General features: G+C 62.5%; 16 protein-coding genes. 10 read left to right on the top strand and 6 right to left on the bottom strand.

Annotated features, from left to right (window positions below; genetic code table 11):
• Positions 1-12: 12 nt before the first annotated feature.
• Positions 13-531: a TetR/AcrR family transcriptional regulator gene (locus ACFXN1_RS20980; RefSeq protein ID WP_379438040.1), complete on the bottom strand. Its 519-nt coding sequence runs from the start codon at positions 529-531 to the stop codon at positions 13-15.
• Between the two features lie 315 nt (positions 532-846).
• Between ACFXN1_RS20980 and ACFXN1_RS20975 the strand changes: the two genes are divergently transcribed.
• The 8 genes from ACFXN1_RS20975 (at position 847) to ACFXN1_RS20940 (ending at position 11,203) form a co-directional block, all read left to right on the top strand.
• Positions 847-1,890: an AraC family transcriptional regulator gene (locus ACFXN1_RS20975; RefSeq protein WP_379437967.1), complete on the top strand. Its 1,044-nt coding sequence runs from the start codon at positions 847-849 to the stop codon at positions 1,888-1,890.
• A 97-nt stretch (positions 1,891-1,987) separates the two neighbouring features.
• Positions 1,988-3,109: a TIGR03617 family F420-dependent LLM class oxidoreductase gene (locus tag ACFXN1_RS20970; RefSeq protein WP_379437968.1), complete on the top strand. Its 1,122-nt coding sequence runs from the start codon at positions 1,988-1,990 to the stop codon at positions 3,107-3,109.
• Positions 3,110-3,111: 2 nt separating this feature from the next.
• Positions 3,112-4,155, top strand: a complete 1,044-nt coding sequence (locus ACFXN1_RS20965) for a phosphotransferase family protein (protein WP_379437970.1) — start codon at positions 3,112-3,114, stop codon at positions 4,153-4,155.
• The gene (locus tag ACFXN1_RS20960) at positions 4,152-5,339 is read left to right on the top strand and encodes an acyl-CoA dehydrogenase family protein (RefSeq protein ID WP_379437971.1); all 1,188 of its coding nucleotides are present in this window, start codon (positions 4,152-4,154) and stop codon (positions 5,337-5,339) included. The genes ACFXN1_RS20965 and ACFXN1_RS20960 overlap by 4 nt, the downstream gene beginning before the upstream one ends.
• Entirely contained in the window at positions 5,336-6,538 is a 1,203-nt protein-coding gene (locus ACFXN1_RS20955; protein ID WP_379437973.1) for a CaiB/BaiF CoA transferase family protein, read from the top strand. The genes ACFXN1_RS20960 and ACFXN1_RS20955 overlap by 4 nt, the downstream gene beginning before the upstream one ends.
• Positions 6,531-7,697 (top strand): acyl-CoA dehydrogenase family protein, encoded by a 1,167-nt coding sequence (locus ACFXN1_RS20950; protein WP_379437974.1) that lies wholly within the window; start codon positions 6,531-6,533, stop codon positions 7,695-7,697. The genes ACFXN1_RS20955 and ACFXN1_RS20950 overlap by 8 nt, the downstream gene beginning before the upstream one ends.
• 85 nt (positions 7,698-7,782) lie before the next feature.
• Positions 7,783-9,003: an acetyl-CoA C-acetyltransferase gene (locus tag ACFXN1_RS20945; RefSeq protein ID WP_379437975.1), complete on the top strand. Its 1,221-nt coding sequence runs from the start codon at positions 7,783-7,785 to the stop codon at positions 9,001-9,003.
• Positions 9,004-9,046: 43 nt separating this feature from the next.
• Entirely contained in the window at positions 9,047-11,203 is a 2,157-nt protein-coding gene (locus ACFXN1_RS20940) for an enoyl-CoA hydratase-related protein (protein WP_379437977.1), read from the top strand.
• Positions 11,204-11,382: 179 nt separating this feature from the next.
• On the opposite strand, the gene paaK is transcribed toward ACFXN1_RS20940, so the two are convergent.
• The 3 genes from paaK to ACFXN1_RS20925 form a co-directional block, all read right to left on the bottom strand.
• The gene (gene paaK, locus ACFXN1_RS20935) at positions 11,383-12,702 is read right to left on the bottom strand and encodes a phenylacetate--CoA ligase PaaK (protein WP_379437979.1); all 1,320 of its coding nucleotides are present in this window, start codon (positions 12,700-12,702) and stop codon (positions 11,383-11,385) included.
• Between the two features lie 417 nt (positions 12,703-13,119).
• On the bottom strand, positions 13,120-13,989 hold the full coding sequence (locus ACFXN1_RS20930; RefSeq protein ID WP_379437981.1) for an LLM class F420-dependent oxidoreductase: 870 nt from the start codon (positions 13,987-13,989) through the stop codon (positions 13,120-13,122).
• A gap of 228 nt (positions 13,990-14,217) precedes the next feature.
• A complete protein-coding gene (locus tag ACFXN1_RS20925; protein ID WP_379437983.1) occupies positions 14,218-14,676 on the bottom strand; it encodes a Rieske (2Fe-2S) protein in 459 nt (152 codons plus the stop codon).
• Positions 14,677-14,926: 250 nt separating this feature from the next.
• Between ACFXN1_RS20925 and ACFXN1_RS20920 the strand changes: the two genes are divergently transcribed.
• Positions 14,927-15,898, top strand: coding sequence for a PDR/VanB family oxidoreductase (locus ACFXN1_RS20920; RefSeq protein ID WP_379437985.1), 972 nt, complete (start codon positions 14,927-14,929; stop codon positions 15,896-15,898).
• Positions 15,899-15,930: 32 nt separating this feature from the next.
• Entirely contained in the window at positions 15,931-17,127 is a 1,197-nt protein-coding gene (locus ACFXN1_RS20915; protein WP_379437987.1) for a PucR family transcriptional regulator, read from the top strand.
• A gap of 43 nt (positions 17,128-17,170) precedes the next feature.
• Here the strand turns inward: ACFXN1_RS20915 and ACFXN1_RS20910 are convergent, their stop codons facing one another.
• On the bottom strand, positions 17,171-18,268 hold the full coding sequence (locus ACFXN1_RS20910) for an amidohydrolase family protein (protein ID WP_379437989.1): 1,098 nt from the start codon (positions 18,266-18,268) through the stop codon (positions 17,171-17,173).
• Between the two features lie 21 nt (positions 18,269-18,289).
• Positions 18,290-19,411: an amidohydrolase family protein gene (locus ACFXN1_RS20905; RefSeq protein WP_379437990.1), complete on the bottom strand. Its 1,122-nt coding sequence runs from the start codon at positions 19,409-19,411 to the stop codon at positions 18,290-18,292.
• Positions 19,412-19,649 lie beyond the last annotated feature (238 nt).

Raw genomic sequence — 19,649 nt, 5'->3', positions numbered from 1 at the left:
CCGACGCGATGCTCATCGGTGAGCGGTCGTGTCGGCGCCGTTGCCGATGAGAACCTCGAACTCGTCGAACAGGCGCCGCAGCTCCTCGGTATCGACGGGGGAGCGCCACGACTGAGTCCCGATGAGCAGGGTCATCCCCATTGATGAGAGCAGGTCGGCCCGTTCAGGATTCTGGACCACTGCGCTGATAACCCACCGCAACGCCTGTAGCCGACCCGCGTCGACGCGCCGCTGAAATTCGGCCACGACTGGATCGCCATTGCTCCAGGCGCGAATCGCCGCTTCGGCATCATGCGGAATCGCGATCACGAGTTCTTTCATTAGATGGACTCGCTCGGTCGGATTCGCGGGATGGGTGGACAATTCGACGATGCGTCGAGTTCGTTCTTCCTCCCAGTGCGTCAACAATGCTGGGATGAACTTTGCCCAGTTGCCGAAATAATTGTAGAAGGAGCCGGTGGTGACGCCGAGCTCCTTGCACAGGCTGGACATCTTCAATGCGTGGTGTCCTTGGGACGCGAGTATCTGCATCGCGGCCTCGAAATAGTCTTCGCGTGTTACCGACAAACGCAACGGAACTCAGGCCCCTAATTCTGTTCATCAACCATTGACAGGGTCGCAGGTAGTATACGCGCGAGTGTCGCCGATCCGTTCGAACGCTGGTCGCTCGCGGCCGGTCCGAGTCGTCGGCCTGCACAAAGGTCTCATGGCGCCGCGAGCGTGGCCGACTCGCCGGTGGTCTGGTCATGGTCGTCACCGCGTGGCAGTGCCGGCTGACGGTTTGTTCCGGCCCGGTCTCGACCCGCTATCTTTGTTGTACAGCCCAGCGGTCCGAGAGCGGGAGCAATGCCGACGTCTTGTGCGCACTATTTCCAGGCGACCCTCAGAGGCGCTGAACGTTGCGGGCTCGATGCCGACGTGCTCCTCGCCAATGTCGGACTCGACCGTGACAGTGTCTTCGACCCCGCCTGGCGCGGCGATGTGGAACTGCTGGCGCGACTTGTGCAATTGGTGTGGTATGCGCTGGACGACGAGTTCATGGGATTCTTGGCCAGTCCGGCCCGCCCGGGAACGTTCGCGATGATGGCACACACGGCCTTGGCGGAGCCGTCTGTGGAGCGCGCTCTCCGCAAAGGAGTGCTGTTCTATTCCCTTGTCTGCGATTCGATGCGAATGACTTTGACCGATGATCCGGAGACCGTTCGGCTCAGTATCACTTTTGCGCGTCCTGAGCTCGACCCCGAACATTACTTTCTCGAATTTTGGACAACAATCTGGTACAGGCTGATCGGTTGGCTCGCCGGCGCATTACCCCCATTGCGGAAGGTCACGTTTGCTTACCCCAGACCATCCGCTTATGCGGATGAGCTTCGCTACATATTTCGCTGTGAGCATGTTTTCGACTCCGATGAGACGGCCATATGGTTCGATCGGAGCTTCCTGCAGCAACCCGTTGTCCGCACTCGCGCGGAGTTGAAACAGTTTCTATCGGTAGCTCCGGTGGGTTTCATGATGGTGCCCGGGGACGAGGAAAGTATGGCGCGACGAGTTCGCACCTCGCTGCAAGCGGGCCGGACTCTTCCGCTGGATTTTCCGCCGCTCGCGGAGTTGGCGCGGCAACTGAACCTCGCGGAGCCGACACTACGTCGCCGCCTCCGGGAGGAGTCGACTTCTTATCGCGAGATCAAGGAAAGCATCCGGCGGGATATCGCTGTCCAGCGGCTGATCGGCAGCTCCATGTCAGTTCAGCAGATCGGCGAACTCGTCGGATACGCGGAGACCCGCGCCTTCACTCGTGCCTTCAAGCACTGGACCGGCCTCAGCCCGGGTCAGTATCGAGCGCATATCGCCCGTCAGTTCCGGCCGGAGGATCCAATGGGTCACCCGTGACCGCGACGGTGAAGTGATCCGGCAGTTTCTGTCCTGTCTGGTCGCCGGACGCGCTCCTAACGTCGATTTGCGCGCAATCGCAACGTTAGGAGAGATGGTGCGACTAGAGACACTGCTTCCGCTGGGGAAGGTCGATCCAGGTCTGCGGACACCTGATACGCCGCTGGACATCTGGTCGGTCGCGGAGAACGCGAAGCTGCTGGAAGAGGTCGGCTACGGCGGGATGGTTGTCGAAGAGACCAAAGACGATCCCTTCACGCTTTTGACACTGGCGGCCGAGCACACCGGGCGGTTGCGGCTCACCACCGGAGTGACGATCGCATTTCCGCGAAGCCCCACCGTCATGGCGTTGAACGCGTGGACCTTGCAGAAGTTCTCCCGAGGGCGCTTCACGCTGGGTCTGGGAACGCAGGTGCGTGGTCACATCCAGCGCCGATACGGGATGACCTGGGCGCCGCCCGCTCCTTGGATGCGCGAATACGTCCAGGCGGTCCGGGCTGTCTGGGAGTGCTGGCAGAACGGGACACCGCTCGACTTCGCCGGCGAGCACTACAACCTGTCCTTGATGGTTCCGCTCTTCGATGCGGGCCCGATCGAGCACCCCGATATTCCCATTCACCTGGCCTCGGTCAACAAGGGTATGTGCGCGGTAGCAGGTGAGGTAGCGGACGGGATTCGGCCGCATCCGGTTTGTACCCCGTCCTATATCGAGGACGTGATGCTCCCGGCAGTTCAGCGGGGTGCGCGCCGATCGGGCCGGAGCCTGGACTCCTTCCGGGTGTGCATGAAGCCGTTGGTGGCGTCCGCTCGGACCGAGGAGGAGCTTGCGCCGAAGGTGCGTGACGCCCGGGCGCGTATCGCGTTCTACGCGTCCACGCCGGGATATTTCGCCGCGTTCGAACATCTCGGGCTCGGCGATCTCGCCGAGGAGGCGAAGGTCCTCTCCAAGGGCCAGCGTTGGGAGGAGCTCCCTGTGCTCATCGACGACAAGGTGCTCAACCAGTTCGCGGTGATCGGAACGTATGACGAGATCGGGAAGAAGCTCCTCGATCGGTTTTCCTCGGTAGTCACCGATGTCGAGTTCTCCATCAGTGTCCGGGACGATGACGACCGGCAGACTCTCGTGGATCTCGCTCGAACTATCCAGGCTGCGGACGATTCGATCGCCCGCGCCGCGATCGTCGGTGACCCGCTCGTCGGCTCGAATCCGCGGGGCTGACCATGTCCGCCGTCGACCAGCTGGCGCTTACCGCGATCGAGTCGTGGATGACCGATTCGGGCCTGGGCGCAGGACCCCTCACCGCACTGGAGACTCTCGGTGGGGGCACACAGAACATCATGCTGCGATTTACTCGCGACGGGCGTGGCTATGTCCTGCGGCGTGGACCGCGTCACCTCCGGCCCCGGAGCAACGACGCCATCGCGCGGGAGACTCGCGTCCTCGCTGCGTTGGCTGGGACCGGGGTGCCGCATCCTCGTCTGATAGGGCTCTGCGACGACCCCGCGGTCCTCGATGGCGCGATCTTCTATCTCATGGAGCCCATCGATGGCTTCAATGCGAGTCTCGAGCTTCCTGAAGCGTATTCGAGTGACCCCGCTATGCGGAGAGAAATGGCCATGCAGATCGTCGATGCACTGGCGATGCTCGGCACGGTTGACTATCAGGCCGTGGGTCTGGCGGACTTCGGCAAGCCGGACGGTTTTCTCGAGCGTCAGGTTCCCCGCTGGCTTGCCGAACTCGACACCTATCGAATGTTCGATGGATATGCCGGCCCTGATATTCCCGATATCGAGCGAATCGCGACTTGGCTGAAGCGTAATCAACCGAGTGTATGGGAGCCGGGCATTCTTCACGGCGACTTTCACTCGGCCAATGTGATGTTCGACCGTTCGTCGCCGAACGTCGTTGCCATCGTCGATTGGGAGATGTCGACCATCGGGGACCCGCTGCTCGATCTCGGCTGGCTGCTCGCGACATGGCAGTTACCCCAGGCTCCGAGTATTTTCGGCGGCGCGTTCATGAAATCGACCGGCCTGCCGCAGCCGGCCGAGTTGATCGCAAGGTATGCCTCGAACAGCGATCGAGACCTTTCGGGCATCACGTGGTACACCGTCCTGGCCTGCTTCAAACTCGGCATCATTCTCGAAGGCACCAACGCCCGTGCAGCAGCCGGTTTGGCGGACAAGGAAATCGGGGCCGAGCTCCATACGACGACGTTGCGCCTGTTCGAGCGCGCCGTAAATCTCATAGAGGGAGAACAATGATCGACTTCAGTATTCCTTCGGAAATCGCTGAACTGAGTGCAGAGATTCGTGCATTTGTCATCGACGAGGTCGTGCCCTACGAGACCGATCCGCGAGTGACGCATCATGGTCCGACGGAGGAGCTTCGTGCTGAACTCGTCGAACTCGCTCGCAAGCGCGGTTTCCTCACGATGCAGGCGCCCGAGCGCTTCGGCGGACGCGGACCCTCGCATGTGGAACAGGCAGTCATGTACGAGGCTGCGGGTTGGTCGACGCTGGGACCTGTGGCGATGAACTGTGCCGCGCCCGACGAGGGCAACATGTTCCTGCTCTCCAAGATCGCGAACGAGGAGCAGGCCAACACGTACCTGCGTCCTGTCATCGAGGGGCACCAGCGCTCGGCGTTTGCGATGACCGAACCGGGTGGCGCCGGGTCGGATCCGAAGCAGCTCACCACGAAGGCGATCTTCGACGGCACCACCTACACCATCACCGGTAAGAAGTGGCTGATCACCGGGGCGACCGGTGCTGGAACCTGGATCATCATGGCCGACGTCGAACCGAACGAGTTCGGCGCCGATGGGCCGACCTTGTTCATCTGCGGAGGAGACCAGCCCGGGATCGTCATCGAACGTGTGATGTCGACGATGGACCGCAACTACGTCGAGGGACATGCCGTAGTCGATCTGGAAGGCGTGCAACTTCCGCAGAGCGCTGTTCTCGGTGAGGTCGGTCAGGCACTGCGCTATGCCCAGCTTCGTCTCGCGCCGGCGCGGCTCACGCACTGCAGCCGCTGGCTGGGTGCCGCCGAGCGCGCGCAATCGATCGCGGTGGAGCATGCACGCACCAGGACCGCGTTCGGCAAGCCGATCGCGGAGCACCAGGGTGTGTCATTCATGTTGGCCGACAACGAGATTGCCCTCCAGCAGTGCCGACTTGCCATCTGGTGGGCGTGCTGGCAACTCGATCAGGGGGAGAAGGGTCGTCACGAAAGCTCGATGGTCAAGGCGCTTGTGTCCGAAGAGCTTTTCCGCGTCGCCGATCGTTGTGTTCAGGTTCTGGGTGGCATCGGGATCTCCGACGAGACGCCGATCGGGATGATCTTCCGTGACATTCGCGCATTCCGCCTGTACGACGGCCCGACCGAAGTGCACAAGCATGCCATCGCAACACAGCTGCTCCGGCGTGGCGGCAACGACCGATGACCAGCAGTCGGCCCAGTCTCGACCACATTCCGGCAGATAGCAGCACCGGTCCTTTGGCCGGGCTCCAAGTTGTCGAACTCGCCGGCATCGGGCCGGCGCCGTTCGCCGCAATGCTGCTCGGCGACCTCGGCGCGGACGTGATCCGGATCGATCGTGCCGGCGGGCATGCGGGCAATCCCGTACCGCCGCACAAGGATCTACTCAACCGCAATCGCCGTTCGATCGAGCTGAATCTCAAGGACGCGGGCGACCTCGAGGTGGCGAAGACGCTCATATCGTCGGCCGATGTCCTTATCGAAGGCTATCGCCCGGGCGTCACCGAAAGGCTGGGTCTGGGCCCCGATGAGTGCCTCGCTCTGAATCCTCGTCTCGTATACGGGCGAATGACCGGTTGGGGGCAGAGCGGCCCGCTGGCGCAGCGTGCCGGCCACGACATCAACTACATCTCGCGTGTAGGGGTGCTGGATCCGATCGGGCCGCGCGACGGTGCTCCGGTGATCCCGCTCAATATCGTGGGTGACTTCGGCGGTGGAGGAATGCTGCTCGCATTCGGCCTCCTGGCCGCCGTTCACCACGCCAACGCGACCGGCGTCGGTCAGGTTGTCGACGCGGCGATCACCGATGGTTCGGCGTTGCTGGCCACGATGCTTCACGCGTGGCGAGCGGCTGATCTATGGACGGACGAACGAGCTTCCAACATGCTGGATGGGGGCGCGCACTTCTACCACGTCTACCGCACCGCGGACGATCGGTATCTCAGTGTCGGCGCTATCGAGCCCCAGTTCTATCGGGCCTTCCTCAGCGGCCTCGGCGTGGCCGCGGAGGGCGACTGGATCGCCGGTCATGACGATGCGAGCTTGTGGCCCGCGATGACAGAACGGGTCGGCGAGATCGTGCGGCGACGCACCCTCGACGAGTGGCTGCAGATCTTCGAGGGCACCGACGCATGCGTTTCCCCCGTTCTCACCGTGGCCGAAGCGATCGAGGACGACCACAACAGTGCACGTTCGACGTTCTTGGAGGTCGACGGTGTACAGCAGCCGGCACCGGCGCCGAGGTTCGATCGAACACCGGCACCGCTTCCACGACGACAGCCCACACCTGGTGAGCACAGCAGTGAGATCCGCAGTGCCCTGGCCGATTCGACAGGTTGGCCTTCCGTGGCCGTTGAAGCGCACCGCAAGGAGTCCAATGTCTAAATCATCCATTCGCCCAGCCTTCTCCGACGAGCACGAGGCCTTTCGAGGGATGGTCTGTGCCTTCATCGACAAGGAAGTCGCACCGCACTACGCGACGTGGGAGGCCGCCGGTCTGGTGGATCGGTCGCTGTTCCGCGCTGCCGGTGACCTCGGCATGCTGATGTTCGGAACGCCTGCGGAATTCGGTGGCGCGGGGATCGATGACTGGCGGTTCAGCGCTGTGGTCAACGAAGAGTTCGCCCGTGCCGGTTACGCATCCGTTGGATTGGGGCTTGCTCTCCAAAATGATGTTGCGGCACCGTATTTCACGGAGCTGACCAACAGCGAGCAGAAGGCGCGATGGCTGCCCGGACTGACCTCCGGTGACTCTATCGCCGCAGTCGCCATGACCGAGCCCGCGGCAGGTAGCGATCTGGCGGGCATCAAGACCGCCGCCCGCCGCGACGGCACCGACTACATACTCAACGGGTCCAAGACCTTCATCACGAACGGTCAGAACGCCGACTTCGTCGTGGTTGCCGCACGCACCTCACAGGATCGGCACCGCGGCCTCACATTGTTCGTCGTCGAGCGCGGTATGCCGGGATTCGAGCGAGGACAGAATCTCGACAAGTTGGGCCTCCACGGTCAGGACACGAGCGAACTGTTCTTCAACGACGTCCGAGTTCCCGCGGCGAACCGGCTGGGACCGGAGGACGGCAAGGGCTTCTATCAGCTCGTGCGGAACCTTCCTCAGGAGCGGTTGTCGCTTGCTGTCATGGCGGCGGCCTCGGCCGAGGGCGTCCTGTCGAGGACTCTGGAGTACGTCCAGTCGCGGTCCGCCTTCGGCCAACCGGTCGGGACCTTCCAGCACAGCCGCTTCGTGCTCGCCGAGCTGCAGACGGAGCTCGACATCGCACGGGTCTTCGTCGATCACTGTATCGAGCTGCACACACGTCACGAGCTCACGCCGGTGCTGGCCGCCAAGGCGAAATGGTGGGTCTCCGAACTGCAATTCAAGGTCGCCGACCGCTGCCTGCAGTTGCACGGCGGATACGGGTACATCCGCGAGTACCCGGTCGCGCGAGCGTTCGTCGACTCCCGTGTGCAGTCGATCTACGGCGGCACGAACGAAATCATGCGCGAGATCATCGGCCAGGACATGGGGTTGAAGCCATGACATCCGTGCTGCCGCAGTCGAAGCGGCTCCACAGCCGGTGCCTGGACCCATTCGTGCCGGGGGCACATCCAGAACGGAGAACACAGTGACTGCCGAACTCCATGAAGCGTTCATCTACGACGCCATCCGCACTCCACGCGGAAAGGGGCGCGCGACCGGTGCGCTGCACACCGTCAAGCCGATCTCGCTGGTGGTCGGGCTCATTCAAGAGCTACGTGCTCGCCACCCCGATCTCGATCCGGCAGCCATCGACGACATAGTTCTGGGGATCGTGTCGCCGCTCGGCGACCAGGGGTCCGTGCTTCCGCGGATTGCCGCACTCGCAGCCGGACTGTCGGACACAGTCGGTGGGCTGCAGGTCAACCGATTCTGCGGTTCGGGACTCGAGGCGGTGCACATCGCCGCTCAAAAGGTTCGATCGGGATGGGACTCGCTCGTTCTGGCCGGCGGAGTCGAATCGATGTCCCGAGTGGCGATGGGCTCGGACCGTGGCGCATGGGCCGAGGATCCGGCCACCGCACTCGCCACGGGTTATGTGCCGCAAGGCATCGGCGCCGACCTGATTGCCACCATCGAGGGATTCACGCGGGAGATCGTCGACGCCTACGCGGTCCGGTCCCAGCAACGGGCCGCGGCTGCCTGGTCCGGTGGCTACTTCTCGAAATCCGTTGTCGCCGTGCGGGACCACAATGGCTCCCTGATGCTCGACCACGACGAGCACATGCGTCCGAACACGACCGTCGAGTCCCTGGCGAAATTGCCTTCGGCCTTCGCCGAGATCGGAGCACACGTGTACGACGCGGTCGCGCTGCAGCGTTATCACTGGGTGGAGAAGATCGACCACGTTCACCACGCGGGCAACTCGTCGGGAATCGTCGACGGCGCGTCCTTGGTTCTGGTGGGCACCGAGGCGGCCGGTTCCCGGTACGGACTGACCCCTCGCGCACGTGTAGTCGGTACGGCAACCTCCGGCGCGGATTCGACGATCATGCTGACCGGGCCGATCCCCGTAACCCGCAAACTCCTCGCCACAGCGGGCCTTGGTGTCGACGACATCGACCTCTTCGAGATCAATGAAGCGTTCGCCGCAGTTGCTCTGAAGTACATCAAGGACTTGGACATTCCCGAAGAGAAGGTCAACGTCAACGGCGGAGCCATCGCGATGGGCCACCCGCTGGGAGCCACCGGCGCGATGCTGGTCGGAACAGTCGTCGACGAATTGGAGCGGCGCAACGCGCGCCGGGCTGTCGTCACCTTGTGTATCGGCGCCGGAATGGGCATAGCAACGCTCATCGAGCGCATTTGACCCACATCCGACCCGTACGTATCTCGCGTTCGATGGAGCACCCATGACCAGTTTTGATCACCCTATGTTCGATTGGCAGCATCACTCCGATGGTGTTGTCGTCCTCACCATGAACGATCCCGACCACAGGACGAACACCGCGAACGAGCGATTCGTCCGGGAATTCCCAGCTGTGCTGGCCCGTCTGGAGGCCGAGCGTGACTCCATCACCGGGGTCGTCCTGACGTCGGGCAAGAAGACCTTCTTCGCCGGAGCGGATCTCACCTCATTCGTCACGGCAGGTCCCGACCAGATTCCAGCGGTCGAGTCGATGCTCAACGAACTGAAGACGAACCTGCGCAGGTTGGAGACCTTCGGGCGGCCCGTTGTAGCTGCGATCAACGGTGCCGCGCTCGGAGGGGGCTACGAGATCGCGCTCGCCTGCCACTACCGTGTCGTAGTCGATGATCCGAATGCTCTGGTGGGCTTGCCGGAATCTACGCTCGGCCTCCTGGCAGGGGCGGGCGGCACCGTGCGGACCGTCCGTATGTTCGGTATTCAGAAAGCGTTGACGGAATTCCTCTGGCCGGGAACCAAATTCAGCCCAGTGGAGGCTCTGCCGGCCGGGCTTGTGGACGAATTGGTAACCAGTGCCGGCGATCTGGTTGTGGCCGCGAAGCGCTGGATCGCTTCACAGCCGGAGGCGATTCAACCATGGGACAAGCCCGGCTATCTGATTCCTGGCGGCGCTCCGTCCGACCGGCGTGCTGCATCCTTGCTCTCCACGCTGCCGGCAGCGCTTCGTAAGAAGACACGCGGCGCACCCGACCCCGCTGCGGAAGCGATCCTCGCCGCGGTGGTGGAGGGCGCACAGGTCGATTTCGTGAGCGCACAGGCAATCGAGTCCAGATACTGTGCAGGACTCGTCGGGAGTCAGATCTCGTCGAACATCATCAAGGCGAAGTTCTTCGATCCAAGGGTTATCCGGCGCGCCACCAACAGGCCTGCTGGGTACCCGCAGTACCGAGCCGCGAGGGCGCTGATCGTCGGTACAGGGCCGGTTACCGGCGGAATCGCCTACGCCTGTGCGGCTGCCGGCATCGACGTCGCGGTCGCGGCCGAGCACATCGCGGATGCCGAGTCCGTCAAGGCGCATGCGGTGAAACTGCTCGAGGCTGCGAAGGCAGAGGCGATCGGTGCTCCCGAGAGTGCGGTACAGGTGACTGCGTGGACCCTCGACGACTGCCCCGGCGGCGCGGATGTCCTGATCGAATCGGTCTTCGATGACGGCGGACGCCGTCAGCAGCTGCTCGCGGCGGCCGCCGGCCGTCTGGGCCCGGACACGTTGGTCTTGTCGAACTCCTCGGCGATTCCCATTGCGACCCTTGCCGACAAGGCACCCGCACCCGAAAACGTTGTGGGCATGCACTTTTTCGCTCCTGTCGAGAAGATGGCATTGGTCGAGATCGCTGCCGCCGAACGAGCGAGCGACGAAACCCTTGCCAAGGCAATCGATTTCGCCAGGCAACTCGGCAAAACGGCGATCGTCGTCGGTGATGGTCCGGGCTTCTTCACCACTCGGATTCTGGAGGCGTATATCGACGAGGCGCTGCGGCTTCTCGTCGAGGGGATTCCAGCAAGCTCCATAGAACAAGGCGCCACGCAGTCCGGCTACCCGACCGGAGTTCTTGCCCTGGTCGATGATCTGGGTTTGCCCGTCATGAGTCGAATCAGCGACGAGATCGCGGACACGTTCGGTCGTGATCCGTCTAGCAGTGCTGCCGAAACCGGTCAGCTACTTCAGCGGTTGGTCAAGGAACTCGAGCGCACCGGCAGAGCAGATGGCACTGGGTTCTACGACTACCACGACGGCCGGCGCAACGGACTGTGGGTCGGATTGAGTGAGGCTGTCGGCGCCGCGCACCACGGCATCGACTTCGTCGATCTGAAAGAGCGCTTGCTCTTCCGTGAAGTTCTGGAAGCCATCCGCTGTTTCGAGGAAGGCGTCGTCCGAACCGTCCCGGAAGCCAACGTCGGATCCATCCTCGGTGTCGGCTTCCCCGGCTGGACAGGCGGGGTTCTGCAGTTTGCCAACCAGTACGAGGGTGGCCTGCCCGGATTCGTCTCGCGTTGCCAGGAATTGGAACTGGACTACGGCCCGCGGTTCCAGCCCAGCGAAGCATTGGTGGCACTGAGCGAAAAGGGCGGGCGCTACGAATGATTCGGAACCGACGCGGCTCGAGAGTCTGCGCGAGTTAGGTCGGTAAGTGGTCGAGGTCGGGAAACAGCTGCGAACCACCCAGCAATTGCTGGGTGGTTCGCAGATTTTTGTGACAACTCGGTCTCAGCGGCCCGAAGATCCGCCGTACTGACAGAGGCCCTCCTGCGGAACAGCCTGCCTCAGGCGGTCCGCTCGTCGATGACTCGCTGGATCTTTCCTTCGGACCTTGCCATCGAGTGGGGGGCGACGATATCCACGTCGACACTGACCCCTATGGCCTGCTTTATCGCACGTCGCAGTGAATTCGCTGCGGCCGCCTGTTCTTTGGCCGACGCACGATCGTGTGATTCGACCCGTACAGTGAGCGTGTCCATCCTTCCCTGCCGGGAGCGGACGAGCTGATAGTGAGGCGTGAGATTCGCTTCGCGAAGAATGACTTCCTCGATTTGCGATGGAAAGAGATTCACCCCTCGAAGCACGATCATGTCGTCACTACGGCCGGTGACTCGGGCTAGACGGCGGAAGGCTGGTCGAGCCGTTCCAGGGAGCAGCGTGGACAGGTCGCGAGTTCGGTATCGAATAATTGGGAAGGCCTGTTTGGTGAGGGAGGTGAAAACAATCTCGCCATGAGCGCCATCCGGCAAGGTTGTCATGGTGGCCGGGTCTATGATCTCCGGAAGAAAATGATCTTCCCAGATGTGCGGTCCATCTTTCGTCTCGATGCACTCCTGGGCCACACCGGGCCCGATTACCTCCGATAGTCCATATGTATCGAGTGCATCGATCCCGAGCCGTGCCTCGATCTCCTGTCGCATTGCCTCGGTCCACGGTTCGGCTCCGAATATTCCGACTTTCAGCGAACTGGATCGGGGGTCCACACCTTGCCGTTCGAATTCGTCGAGGAGGGTCAGCATGTACGACGGCGTGGCCATGATTATTTCGGGGCGAAAGTCGGTGATGATCTTCACCTGGCGAGCGGTCATCCCGCCCGAGGCGGGAATCACCGTGCATCCCAGCCGCTCTGCACCGTAGTGTGCACCGAGACCGCCCGTGAACAGGCCGTAGCCGTAGGAGATATGGACCTTGTGTCCCGGACGACCGCCGGCGGCTCGTATGCTCCGGGCCACTAGGCTCGCCCATACGTCAAGGTCTTCCGATGTGTACCCGACGACGGTCGGTTCGCCCGTCGTTCCACTCGAAGCATGGATCCGGGCGACGCGTTCTTGTGGCACTGCGAACATGCCGAATGGGTAGTTGTCTCGCAGGTCCTGCTTGGTCGTAAACGGATAATTGACCAAGTCGTCGAGGGATCTGCAGTCCTCCGGGCGCACCCCGAGTTCGTCGAAACGCCGCCTGTAGAAGGGCACATTCTCGTATGCGTGCTGAAGGGTCCATCGGAGCCGCCGGAGTTGCAGGGCACACAACGCGTCGAGATCCATCGACTCCGGCGGATCTGATTGTGTGTCAGGAACATCGTTGGAGGATGAGGCCTTTGCCATGGTTGCTCTACGACCTATCGGTGATGATGTCTGTTTACTGGGCCCTGATAGCAAGCGTCGTCGCAGTGTGACCTCGGCGACAGGGCGGAAGCGAACGTCTTGATTCACCGAATCGGTCTTGACCGATCGGATCTGATCTCGTCGTCTGCGCTATGCGGTTGGCGCATTTGTTGTCAGACATCACCACAGATTCAACACCGCAAGGGCTGTGAGCCCGGAGGTGAAATCCAGTACTCACGCTCGTGTGAGTCCTATTGTGGCGGGCTAGGTTTCGCAAATTTTGCGAAACATGTCAAGTCGAACCGGGCCGGACACGGGACTGCCTCCACGACCAGGCAGCCCCGACTGGTCCAAACCGCCTGGCAGGCATCGGTGACGGCAGAGTCGATTTGTTCGAGCCGAGCCACTGATCGAGAACTACAGGTCTTTGTAGCGCTCGATGACGTGGGTCCAGCCAGGCAAGTCGTCGATGCCCGAAACGGGAGCCGATGAGCCGGCGGCCGGGTTTACCGGGATGAGTACGCGGCCGACGCCCTGTGCCGCCAGCTCCGGGAGGAGATCGAGGTCTGTGGGCATGCTGACCGTGATTTCGATTTCCGCCGGATCGCGCCCGTATTCCTCAGCGCTGCTACGGAGTAGCTCGAGCTGACGTACGGAGAGTCCGCGCGATGGGAAGAACCCGTCACCGAGCCGCGCGGCCCGGCGGACTGCGGCGTTCACCTCACCGGCCACGATGATCGGGACGGTGCCGTGAACAGGCTTCGGCTCCATGTACGACGGCGGGAATCGTACGAAGTCCCCGTGGAACGACGGCTCGGGCTTGCTCCAGAGTTCGCGAATAACCTGGATGTATTCATCGGCACGTTGGCCACGATCGTCGAAGGAAGTACCCATCGCTTCCGCCTCCTCTCGCAGCCAGCCGACGCCGACGCCGAGGAGGACCCGTCCGCCGGAGAGGTGGTCGAGCGAGGCAACCTGCTTCGCGAGCTGCAGCGGATTGTGCTGAGGCAAGATCAATATCCCGGTCGCCAGGCGGATACGACTGGTTGCCGCAGCCACATAGGCCAGCCAGATCAGTGGGTCGGGCCAGTCGAAACTGCCCAGGTTGGCTCCGATTTTGCCGTCACTGGTGTAGGGGTACGCCGACGAGTGATCGGCGGGAAACACGATGTGCTCCGTTGTCCACATGGACTCGAACCCTGCCGCTTCGGCTGCTTGGGCCAGCTCCACGGCTCCGACCGGATTCGCGTAAGGACCGATGTTGCAGTATCTGATACCGAATTTCATGTCGAGCCTTTCGTGTGCATATGGATTCCGGCGGCTGCCTGACTGTCAATCCAGAGAGAGCGTCGTACGGCATGGCCTGTGCCAGTGCAGAACTGGGTGATGTGTCGGCGGGACTCGCGGCTCGCGGTGACGAGCACCTAGCAGGCAGTCTGCCGCACGGCCGGGCACCGACATATCTGCCGAGGCAGTTGTCAACTGTGTAGCCGGGGCAACCCTGGCGACCCGCGATCAGCGTGGTGTCGAGACGACCACATAGTCGTTGTCCGTTTCTACCTGCAGAACTTCCGCCACATAGGGGCCCTTGACCCGGCCGCCCTGTCGAGCCGCTTCGTCGATTGCCATCGCGATCTCGTCGCCGTGCTCGACCGTGACGTCGTACTTTCGAACACGGGTGCGGTCTGCGTCGAACCACGATTGACCGGTCTCGAGCTCGAATTCCCAGCCATGCCAAGGGCACACGACGAACTTGTTTTCCGGGTTGAATTCGAACTCACCAGGAGCATTCGACTCGAGCTCGCTGACGACCGCGCCCTTGCAGAGGGCGGCGCCCTGGTGTGGGCAGCGGTTGAGCAGGGCCCGAAACGTGCCGCCGACGTTGTAGATCCCGATCGAACGACCGTTCACTTCGACGATGCGGTGCTCGCCCTCGGGCACATCGCTGACGCGTGCGACCACATGTTTTTTCATTCCAGACTCCTTTGGCCGGGCGGAGGTCGAAGACCGGAACCGCGCAGGTACTGGGCTCCGATGCAGCGTCTCAAGAGACGGGTGTCACACCTATAGCGGCGCGGCCGAGGATCGGAATGTCCGGATTGGCGATGAGCACAACGACTCTCCCCACGTTTGTTCGTGTGGCGTTCATCTCCAATGCTCGAACCGGGAACATTGTCGACGCGTACATCGGATGTGCAGCGGAGTGGTGCCTAGCGTTGGGAGGATGAAGCGAGACTCCAATGGCGTAGGCAGCGAACTCGAGCTCGACCTGGTGGTTTCAGGTCTGACCGAGCTCGCGCAAGGCGTGCTCGGTATCGACCTGCGTTCTCCGATCGGCGCGGATCTGCCGGCCTGGACTCCTGGTGCGCACATCGATTTGCACCTGCCCGGAGGCCTCGTCCGCCAATACTCGCTGTGTGGTGACCCCTCCGATCGGACTGTGTGGACGGTCGGCGTGTTGCGGGAACCCGCAAGCCGTGGCGGCTCGGAATGGGTGCACAGAAGCCTGCGCGTCGGGGACACGTTGACGGTGCGCGGCCCGCGTAACAACTTCCCCCTCGTCGCGGCACAGCGGCTGCTTTTCATCGCCGGGGGTATCGGAGTCACTCCGCTGCTACCGATGATCGCCGCGGCCGACGCAGGAGGTTCCGATTGGAGGTTGCTCTACGGCGGGCGCAATCTGGCAACCATGGCCTTCCGCGATCGGCTCGGCGGATACGGTGATCGTGTCCAGATGCGTCCGGAAGACGAGTTCGGCCTGCTGGACCTCGACGGGTTTGTCGGTGACGCAGAACAGGGGACCGCCGTGTACTGCTGTGGCCCGGAGAAGCTGTTGATCGCAGTGGAAGAGCAGTGCGCCCGATGGCCCGCAGGCTCACTTCACGTTGAGCGCTTCCATCCGCGCGACGGTGCTCTCGATGGCGAGGCCACCGCGTTCGAGGTCATGCTGGAACGGACCGGCGTCACCGTGCGGGTCGAGTCGGACGAGACCATCGTCGACGCCATCGCCAAGGTCGGGGTCGAGGTGCCGACCTCGTGCCGTGAGGGCACCTGTGGCACCTGTGAGACTGCCGTTCTCAACGGCATCCCGGACCACCGGGACTCCTTTCTCACCGAGGACGAGAAGGAGGACAACGAGACGATAATGGTCTGTTGTTCGCGTGCACTCTCCGGCAGTCTGACTCTTGATCTATAAAATCGAAATACTGTAGACCCGAGGAGGGCGATGTGGCCGACCTCGAACAGAAGAGCCGTGCGGGTGCAGATGGCGTGACCGCGATATGCGACACCTTGATCGAGTCGATTCTGAGCGACTCGACCTTTCGGGTGCGGCTCGAAACCAGGATGCGCGACGAGCTGGCCGCCTACGGCGACCTCTCCGCGGAGGAGTTCGCGCGCATCCCGATGCTGAGGTGGGCGGAGATGAACGCCGACCGTCGTTCCTTCGTCAAGGCCGAGGATTATGACCGGTTCTTCTCGGCGGGTCAGATCCGCGCCCAGCAAGGTGTACCCGCTGGGGAAATGCTGCAGGCATACCGAATCGCGCACCAGGAGCTGCGTCGCAGGGCACGTGAGCTGCTGCAGAACGACAGCGATCGCGAGACGTTGCTGCTCGAGCTGTTCGAGCGCAGCATCGCGTACGTGGACACCGCGATGGTCGTCACCGCGGAGGGGCACCACGCCGCCGAGCTAGCGATCCGGTGGCGGGACAATCACCATCACAGCACGGTGGTGCGGAAAGTGCTGATCGACGGTGACTCCAGTTCCAGCCTTCGCAACGACCTGGAGTCCTTCGGAATCGACTGGTCCAAGCCCTTTTACGCTGTTCGCGCCCGTCCCGATGCCGGCAGCAACCTGGATGTCCTGCTCCGGTTCCTGCAACAAGGCGGTGAGGGGCCGAACCGCAACGGGTTGGTGGCTCTGGTCGACAGTGACTTGTGCGGCTTCGTCGCGGATCCGCCGGTGGCGGCACCGCTGATGGTGATCGGGGTATCTCCCCGAGTTCCTTTCTTCGATCTCCCTCGTGCGTTCGAGCTCGCGACGCGGGCTTTGCAGACCGCGATGGCCTTCGGCCTGCCTGCGGGCGTGTACGACATAGCGGGTCTCGGTGTGCGGGCTGCGATCACCGCGGACCACGATGTCAGTGGTCAGCTCTACAGCCGTTTCATTGCGCCCCTCGAAGATCAAGGCGAGTCCGGGACGGCCATCGTCGATACCGTCCGGCGCTATCTGGCCAACAGCCAGCGGCTCGACCTCACAGCAGACGAGCTTTGGGTGCACGTGAATACCATCCGCTATCGGATCAACCGATTCGAGCGGCTGACCGGTTGCTCTTTGAAGAAGACTGACGATCTCGTGGCTGTCTGGTGGGCGCTGCAGTATGCGCAAGCCCGTTCTGCTGCTCATCTGGACCACAACACCTGAACAGCTCCGGGTCCTGCCATGGACGGGGACCCGGAGCCGAATTTCAGCTCATCCGGTAGAAGGCTCTGGCATTGTCCGCCATAACGCCCGCCCGGGACTCTGCGGGGAGTACCGCGAGTAGCGCTTCAATGTCATCGGCGTGGTCATGTGGGTAGTCGCTCGCGAACATCAGCATTTCCGGGCCCAGCCACTCGATTATCCGGGCCATCTCGTCGGGGGGACCGGCATTGATCGGTGCGGTGGAGAAGCGAATGTGCTCCCGGATCACCTCACTGGGCGCCGTCTTCATCCACGGAACGGTTCGCCGGAGACCTTTCCATTCCTTGTCGAGTCTCCACATGAGCGAAGGTACCCAGGTGAACCCACCCTCCAGAACTGCCATTCGCAGCGTCGGGAATTTCTGGAACAACCCTTCCGAGAGAACACTTGTCAGTTGAGACATGAACAGCTGTTGCTCCCCGGCGCGCTCCTCGATGTACCACGATGGCCAGCCGCAGGGAGTGGGGGCGCCATCGCTGGTCCCACCGTGATGCATGCCGAAGACCAGATCATGTTCGAGGATTGCTTCGAAGAAGGGGTACCAGTTGCGCCTGCCGTAGAGGGCCGGGGAGCGTACCGGCATCAGAACTTGAACGAATCCCGGATGTGAACCGACTCTGTGGATTTCGCGGACCATGTCGTCATAGGTGTGCATCGGGATGACCATGGAGGCCTTCAGCCTGTCGTCTTGATCCAGCCACTCGGCGATGAGCCAGTCGTTGACGGCCCGCGCGATTGCATTGGCCAAGTCCGGATGCCGAACCGAGTCGAGTCCGGCGTAGCAGTTGAGAATGGCCTGCTGAACCGGCCAGGCGTCCAACACATCTTGCTGGACAATGCCCACATTGCTTGCGGCCGCCGGACCGCCTTCCCGGCGCCACTGTGCAGCGACCGTGCTGGGTGCCCCTGGCGGGTAGACCGTAGCGATCGAGAAAGGGCCCGAATAACCACGCTCGGTGATGAAGTCTCTCCACATGGGGGAGAGGTACTCCCACAGGGTGGATAAACCGGCGAACTGTGCGTGCACGTCGGTGTCGACAATCGCGCCGCTCCAGCCACCCAGAGACTTCGCCGTACCGAGGGCCTGTGTCGTGACACTCATCTGATTCTCCTTCCGATCGGTTCAGGCGCCGAAGCCGTAGAGTGCTGCCGCCGCGTCGGCCATGATCGACCGGCGAACATCCGGGGGGAGGTCGCGTGGCAATGCTTCGGCCGGTGAGTCGTAGTCCCAGTGGGGATAGTCACTGGAGAACATCAGGCGTTCGCCGAGGCCGAGTGAGCAGAATTGCGCGAAGGCGTCCTTGAACCACGCCGGCTTGGTGGGCTCCTCCATCGGCTGGGTAGTGAACCAGAAGTGCTCCGACAGGTACTCGGATGGCTTCCGCTGCAGGTGCGAGACCTCACCGCCGAGGACCTCGAAGTTCCGGTCGAGCCGCCAGGCGAATGGTGCCACCCAAGACCAGCCGCCCTCGACGATCACGACCTTGAGGGTGGGCCAGCGATCGAAGACCCCTTCGAAAACCAGGCTGGCCACATGCGACAACGCACCGTTCTGGTAGCCGGAGTGATTTTCGAAGTAGTACGACGGCCACCCCGCGCCGCTGAGCTGGTTCATGCCCGAACCGCCGGGATGAAATGCCAGCGGCATGTCGTAATGGGTCAGGATGTCGAACAAAGGCCAGTACTTCTCATGGCCGAACGGGCGCTCTGTGCGTGTGGACGCGATTACCTGGACCCAGCGGTCGTCGAGTTCACGGCATCGCTCGATCTCCTTCACCGCGAACGCCGGGTTGTCGTATTGGATCGCGACACTGCCGCGCCAACGGGGGTCGCTCCCGAACCACTGGTCCATAGTCCAGTCGTTGTTGGCCGTCTCGAGAGCCGCAGAGAACACCACCGGATCGTTGCCGCCGGAATGCGTGATCTGCCCGGGGATGTTGTTGAGTATGGCGATGTCAACGCCAAATGCGTCGAGATGCTGTTCGCGGGCAAACAGCGGGTCCCCACCCGCCACGCCACACGGCGGCGTCGCGTCATAGCGTTGCGCCCCCGGCCGAAGAGGGGGAGAAATATCGGTCTCGTGGCGGGTGCGAATTCCGTACGTATTGAGATGCTCGACCCAGCGTTTGGGCAGATAGGGCAGCAATGCTTGCGGATACGAGATGTTGTGGACGTCGGCGTCGACGACGCTAAGACCCACTAGTTCCGCACTATCGACGGACGGACGTGTAGCGGTTTCGGTCATGTAGCAAACAGTGGTCTCATGCACTACCCACCCGCCACGGCGGGAGATCCGAAGTCGGAAGCGATTCGCTTAGTGACGTTGACAATTCCGGGGTCGTCACGGGCCGCCTGTGCCGGATTGCTGTCGATACCGACAACGCAATCCGGTTGAGGATCGTGGACAGGCCAGTAGGCCAAACCGGTCCGAAAGCCAGACGATGCTTGGTGACCGGGCCGCAGTGGTCCCGGCATCAAACGAC

Source organism: Nocardia sp. NPDC059154, assembly GCF_042755705.1.
GTDB lineage: Bacteria > Actinomycetota > Actinomycetes > Mycobacteriales > Mycobacteriaceae > Nocardia.
Note: the sequence above shows the minus strand (reverse complement) of the source record. Positions and strands in the feature narration are given on the sequence as shown.